At 59.0% G+C, this 5,422-nt stretch carries 2 protein-coding genes and 2 pseudogenes; 1 reads left to right on the top strand and 3 read right to left on the bottom strand.

Annotated features, from left to right (window positions below):
- Nucleotides 1–124: 124 nt before the first annotated feature.
- From SM418_RS37680 to SM418_RS37670, 3 genes and pseudogenes are all read right to left on the bottom strand, one after another.
- A pseudogene (locus tag SM418_RS37680) lies at nt 125–418 on the bottom strand (transposase); the annotation flags it as partial.
- Between the two features lie 24 nt (nt 419–442).
- Entirely contained in the window at nt 443–1,945 is a 1,503-nt protein-coding gene (locus SM418_RS37675; protein ID WP_371966175.1) for an ISL3 family transposase, read from the bottom strand.
- A 139-nt stretch (nt 1,946–2,084) separates the two neighbouring features.
- A pseudogene (locus tag SM418_RS37670) lies at nt 2,085–2,630 on the bottom strand (transposase); the annotation flags it as partial.
- Between the two features lie 1,272 nt (nt 2,631–3,902).
- Between SM418_RS37670 and SM418_RS37665 the strand changes: the two are divergent.
- A partial coding sequence (locus SM418_RS37665) for a type I polyketide synthase (protein WP_371946434.1) occupies nt 3,903–5,422 on the top strand: 1,520 nt, incomplete at its 3' end.

Here is a 5,422-nt window from a genome sequence, read left to right as displayed (position 1 = left end):
GTTCAGATGCGGCAACAACACCGCGAAGCGCGCCGCAAGCTGATCGCGAACCTCGCCCGAGATGGCCATACCGACTCATCGAACCGGAAACCGAGAAGCACCGTGTTGTTTCCTTACAAGTCCGGTGCACCACGCACGATTGGATGGTGGTGTGCGGGAACGCCGAGGTGATGGCGTCCTCGAACCCGGTCAGGCCGTCGACGCAGGCGATGAGGATGTCGTGGACGCCGCGGTTGCGCAGGTCGGCGACCACGCTGCGCCAGAACGCGGCGCCCTCACCGATGCGGTTGGTGCCGACCGGGTTGCCGTCGCCGGCTTTGGGGACCCAAATGCCCAGGACGTGTTTGTCGCCGTCGGTGTCGATCCCGACCGCCAGGTAGGCGGGCTTGTTGTGCACGACGTGGTTGTCGCGCACCTTGGCTCTGTCGCAAAGTCCGTGATCTCACGCGGCGTGGAGTGTTCGTTTTCGGAGAAGGTCGAGCTTCGCTCTTCCGAACATTTGGCGTTTGAGCATTTTCACGCGGTTGACGTGCCCTTCGACTGGGCCGGAGCTATGGGACATGGTCAGTCCGTTACGGACGGCGTCGTAGTCACGCCGCAGATTCCGTGCGAACCCGGCTATCGCGGTGAGGGAGTCCTTTTCGACGCAGGTGATCCAGTCATCGAGCTTTTGGCCTTCGAGTTGGGTGAGCATCACAGCAAAATCCTTCACGTACCTGGTCAGCCTGTGCAAATCTCGGCTGAGGCGCTGCATCTTTCGGAATCTGATGGTCGACTCTTGGTCGAGGTTTTCGGGATTGGACATGATCCAGCGTGTGAGGTCCCGGACGGCTGGTGGCCGGGGAGGTGGAATCTCGACCTCGCTCGTTCCAGTAGGCCTGAAACGACGTAGATAGCGTTGGACTTGCTGTGCTGTTCCGCGATAACCCAGTGCGGTGATCTCTCTGATGAGTTGGGTGGCGTTGCGGATACCCTCGTTCCACCTGCGGTGCAGATGCTCGTGATAGCCGTCTAGAATGCTGGCGCGCTGCTGGTTGGCCGCGGTGACCTCCTCGACCGTCGCGTTGGCGTATTTGCGGACCGTCGCCTGATGCAGACCGAGCCGCCGTCCTATCGCGGCCTTGCTCAGTCCCTGGTTTAGGAGTTCGTGCACAGCGGCATGATGCTTCCGGATCCGTGCTACGACCTGCAGCTCACGATGATTGACCACCGTGGGGGCGTCGCTGGTGCGCCGGGACTCTACAGCGGCCGCCAAAGCCGCCGCCAAGCTCGCCCGGGCTGCCGACACGTCCTTCTCCACCGCTTGGCCCAGATTGCGCCACAAGTGGAAACGGTCGGCGACTTGCAATGCGTCCGGCGCTCCCTGCCGGGCTCCCTCTGCATAACCGCCGGCTCTGTCCCGGCAGATCACCTCCGGCAGCGGCCGGGAACGCAACCATGCGGCCAGGGCGTCGCCGTCCCGGCCATTGATCAGATCGACCGGACGCCGCGTTCCCAGATCGATCAGGATGGTTCCGTAGTTATGTCCTCGCCGGATGGCGAAATCATCCACTCCCAGGATCTGAACCTGGCCGACAGGTGGATCCGGGATCGCTCTGACCAACCGCAAGAGCGTGTCCCTGCCGACTGCGATTCCCAAGGTCTCAGCCATCCGAACTCCTGCCCGGCCGGCAAGTGCGAGCCCGATTGCGGTGAGCAGGTTCCGCAACGACGTGGTCGTCCGGGCATACGGCCGAGTCAGTCCCGGGATCTGCTCGGTGAACGTGTTCACCGAGCACTCGCTGCTCACGCACCGGAAACGGCGAACCCTCAATTCAAGTCTTACGGAACAGCCGGAGGCGGCGACGTCTTGGAGGCGCCGCACATACCAGCCATGCCGTCGACCCGACACCGCCTCGCAACGCGAGCATGAAGCGGCCGCCGCCTTCGCCCTCGCCTGGACCACCACAGCGCCGTCACGTCGTTCGCAGAGCTCCACCTGCAGCGATGCCCATTGAGGGAAGAGAAGCTCGACAACGTCTGAATCACACAGAGATCATCTTCGCGCATCAGGTCCGCCGGGATCACACGGTTTGCGACAGAGCCCGCACCTTGACCATGAGGGCGTCCAGGAACACCACCGGGTAGATGGGGTCCAGCGGGCGGCGCTGCCAGGTCTTGACCTCCTCCATCACCTGGTCGGTGATGCGGGAGACGGTCTCGGGTGACAGTTGGGTGCCATACACCTGGTCGAGGTGGTGGATGATGTCGCGCACCGTCATGCCGTGCGCGTACAGGCTGATGACCATGTCGTCCAGCCCGCCCGACACCCTCCCGGCGCGTTTGGGCACCAGCACCGGCTCGAACGACCCGGCCCGGTCGCGGGGCACGTGCAGGCGGACCGGCCCGACCCCGGTCTGCACCGTCTTGGCGATCTTGCCGTTGCGGGAGTTGCCGGTCCCGTAGCCGTCGGCATGGTGCTTGTCGTAGCCGAGATGGGCGGTCAGCTCGGCCTCCAAAGCGCGTTCCAGGACGGCTTTGACCAGGTCGCCGAGCATCGACCCTTCACCGGTCAGGCGCAGCCCGCCGGCCTGGTCGCGGGACCGGGCCAGCAGTTCGTCCAGCAGCCGGTCATCGACCAGCTCCCGGATCGGACGCCGCTGGTCCTGCGCGCTGTGGTGCTCGGGCTCACTCACCTCCGTCACGGTAGCCGGAAGATCGCTTACGGTAGTTGAGGTGGTGCCGTCGACACGGTCGATCACGGACATGACGTGTCGTTCTCCCCCCGAAGAACGTGGGCGCTTCACCCACTGATCACTTGCTCCCCAGCAAGATCACTTTCCACACCTGAGGGAATACCCCCTCTGGAGTCGTCGGAGGGCTCGTCGACCGGCACCAAGCAGGTGATGTTGGTGGAGGTGCCACGCGCTCGTCTCTGCGATGACGTGCTCGTTCACGATGTTCCCCATGTTGCTGACCGTGGTGTGCAACAGCACCCCGCCCAATGCGCTTGATGACTGCAGCGTCGGCTACACGACCGCTGCGTTACCCACCAGATCCGCCTCGGACGCGGGTCCAGCACCGCAACCACGCTGTGACCAGCACGATCAAGATGGAAAAGGCTCAATGACCTGTCCTCCGTACGGCGAAGACCTGCCTTTCTGGGCGTGATCAACGAACAGCCTCACATCGTATAGCCGCAGCTCAGACCATGTAAGTCAATACTTGAGCGGCACACACCCGGCAGACGGGCCAAGCTGTTCAACCGGCACCACGCCATGGGCGAACGCGATGCCGTCGGCCGAAACCTCGTGCATGCGGAGTTCCGCTGCTCAACTAGTCAAGAGGCCCCGATGTAAAACCATTCGCACCCTGCACTACCAGGTCGAACGCGGTTGGAATCAACTCAGTCTGATGGTGCTGCTGACTCAACGTGACCGCCCATGTTCAAGTGCGGGCATCCGTAGTCTGGACAAACGGGGAAAGTTGGGGCAACCTTGTCATGGTGCAACCTACGAGTAAAAGAGAGTCCATGGGGTCAGTGTCGGCCTTTTGGCTCGGCGCTTTGCTTGTAAAAGGCTGCCGCCAGAAGTTGCAGATGAGTCTGATCCCTTCAACGAGAGGCACAGTTCCCGCATAATGGGCCCAAATAGTCTGTGTACGCCTCCACTTCAGTTGATCAGGAACACGTTTTTGGGGATCGGATTATCCCGCTTCTAGATCGACATCGTAGCCGTGATCCTGGCGTTTCTGCTGTCACTTAAACACAGACGCCCATGCTGATGCACTGTTATCTCATTGCGACGCAATTAGAAATTTTGTTTTCTTTGACGGATTTCATGGAAAGTCGATAGGTGACTCAAATAGTCAACTATCCTTCAATGAACCGCTGGTGGAAGTAACAGTTGGCTCTAGGAGTAATCATGGCACCGGAAATAGAAGTCGGATGTGCCGCCGAGCCTGTGGCGGTCATCGGTGCTTCTTGTCGGCTTCCTAAAGCTCCTAATCCGGAGAGGTTCTGGGAGCTTCTCCGAACGGGCGATAGTGCAATTATAGATAGTCCTAAAAGTAGGTCGGATCTCGACCCGGATCTTTCACGAATGTTGCGACTTTCGGAGTTTTCTGACGCAAGACGCGGAGGGTTTGTAGAGGATATCGATCGCTTCGATGCAAAATTCTTCGGTATTACTCCGGGGGAAGCTACAGCGATGGATCCGCAGCAGCGTTTGATGCTGGAGCTATGTTGGGAGGCTCTAGAGGATGCGAGGGTCAGTCCAGAAGATATTAAAGGTAGCCTTTTTGGTGTTTATGTAGGTGCCATCTCTAATGATTACTCTATGTTGCTTCATAGGTATGGTGTGACGGCTATTTCTCAGTATTCATTTACCGGGCTGCATCGTAGCATGATTGCGAACCGTATATCCTATTTTTGGGGTCTTCGTGGCCCCAGTTTGGTAGTGGATACCGGACAGTCGTCTTCGTTGGTAGCTATGCACATGGCTTGCCAGAGTTTGCGTAATGGTGAGTCTATAGCGGCACTTGTGGGGGGAGTGCATCTAAATCTTGCCCTGGAAAGCTTAGTCGGAATATCTCGACTTGGCGCACTGTCTCCAGAAGGAGAGTGCTATACCTTCGATTCGCGTGCAAATGGAATCGTCAGGGGAGAAGGTGGGGTTGTTCTCGTCGTTAAGCTTCTATCGCAGGCAATCGCTGACGGTGATGAAATCTATAGCGTTCTTCGCGGCAGTGCCGTAAATAGTGGGGCCGCTGAAACTGGCCTCACTGTACCTAGTCAAGTTGCTCAGGAGGAAGTTTTACGGCTCGCATGCGCCCAGGCTCACATCAATCCCGTTGATGTCCAATACGTGGAACTACATGGCACGGGTACAAAACTGGGGGACCCCATTGAAGCGGCAGCGCTGGGTGCAGTTTTTGGAGAAGGGCGACAGGCGGGTTCTCCCCTTTTTGTTGGTTCGGTAAAAACGAATATTGGCCACTTGGAGGGAGCTGCCGGATTGGCTGGTTTGCTCAAGGTCATACTTTCGATGAAATATGCACACCTTCCCGCTAGTCGGAATTTTAAGTCCGCTAATCCGCTGATTCCCATAAATAGGCTTGGTTTGTGTGTGCAGTCAACCCTTGACCCTTGGCCGCGTCGTACGGAACCACGACTGGCTGGGATAAGTTCCTTTGGTATTGGTGGCATAAATTGCCATATTATACTTTCTGATTGGCTCGACTGTGTGGATGAGAATGACGGAAGTAAATTGCTTGGAATGAGTGCTGGAAAGCGCTCATCGCTTATGACGCGAAACATGCCGTGGGTGGTGTCGGGTCGTGGTGAGGGTGCGTTGCGGGCGCAGGCGGGTCGGCTGCGGGAGTTTGTGGAGTCTCGGCCGGAGTTGGATCCGGTGGGGGTGGGGTGGTCGTTGGTGACGACCCG

Origin of the sequence: Actinomadura chokoriensis, assembly GCF_041463665.1 — a bacterium.
GTDB classification, from domain to species: domain Bacteria; phylum Actinomycetota; class Actinomycetes; order Streptosporangiales; family Streptosporangiaceae; genus Spirillospora; species Spirillospora chokoriensis_A.
This window is presented reverse-complemented; position numbering and strand designations above follow the sequence as displayed.